A 1,083-nucleotide genomic window follows, 5' to 3' on the forward strand; every position below is an offset into this window, starting at 1 on the left:
GCACACCCCCGCACCACCCCACCGCGCGGGACGTCCCGTCCCGGGCGGCCCGCAGCACACCGCACGACCGGCGGCCGTCGCGCCGACCCCGGCCCCCGTCGCCGACGGGCCCCGGCCGGGCGGATGTCGCCGGGCACAACGACCGACCACGGATCTCGGGAGCGGAACATGCACATCACGGGCGACCACGCGGAGTTGGTCGTCGGAGGCCGCCTGGACGTGCGCAGCGCCGCCGACGCCCGCAGCGCCCTGCATCGCGCGGTCGACCAGGGCGAGGGGGATCTGATCCTGGATCTCCGGGCGCTGGACTCCTGGGACGCCACGGGGCTGGGCGTCATCATGGGTGTGCACCGTCGTGCCGGGCGCCGGGGCCGGCGATTGGTCCTGCGGGACGTGCCGCCGCAGATGCACCGGGTGCTGGTCGCCACGCGGCTGCACCGCATCCTCACCTTCGCGAACTGACATCGGGGCGCCGGACACGGGCCCGTGCCGGGAAACCCGGGACGAACCGTCGAGGAGACCTTCCGGCCGAGCCGAGCCGAGCCGAGCCGGCACACGCCACGGGCCCGCGCCGGCGCCGGTCGCCGTGTGCGACTTTCGTGGCGGGTATGGGCCGAACGCGGGACGACCTCCACGAGCCGCACACCCCGGGAAACGGTCATCGGGGATCATCCGGGGTGAACCGCCGAGCTTTCGGCCCCCGCCGCGCGGGCGACCCGGGTGCTTACCAAGCCGTGACGTCGACCCCGGTCCCCCGCTGCGGCGCGAAATGATACGACAGTAACGTTGGGGGAGTCGGCAGGCGTTCGACGCTGTTCCCGGAGTCGGCCGATCGGGTCCGGCGCCGGTCACGACACCACGCGGCATCTCCCGACGCCGGTCGAGACCCCGACCGGGAAGTCGCACACCACCCGGGCGCGAGCCCCGCACCGCTTCCGAGGGAATGACATGGACCCCAACCACCCCGCACCGCGCGACGAGGACCCGCGGGAGACGACCGGCGGTCCCGAACGCGTCACCGAGATCGTCGCCGGTGATTTCCTGGTCACCGTCAACCCCGTGGACGGCAGCCACATCCAGTCC

The 1,083-nt window shown here is 73.9% G+C and carries 1 protein-coding gene; it reads left to right on the plus strand.

Going from position 1 to position 1,083, the window contains the following annotated elements; translation table 11 throughout:
* Window positions 1–168 precede the first annotated feature (168 nt).
* Entirely contained in the window at window positions 169–462 is a 294-nt protein-coding gene (locus FNQ90_RS24350) for an STAS domain-containing protein (RefSeq protein ID WP_143624942.1), read from the plus strand.
* The last annotated feature ends 621 nt before the right edge of the window (window positions 463–1,083 follow it).

Source organism: Streptomyces alkaliphilus (assembly GCF_014141535.1).
Classification (GTDB): domain Bacteria; phylum Actinomycetota; class Actinomycetes; order Streptomycetales; family Streptomycetaceae; genus Streptomyces; species Streptomyces alkaliphilus.

Bases quoted from the DNA above. Each gene is read 5' to 3' on its own strand.
- FNQ90_RS24350 (WP_143624942.1), top strand. From the start codon at position 169: ATGCACATCACGGGCGACCACGCGGAGTTGGTCGTCGGAGGCCGCCTG.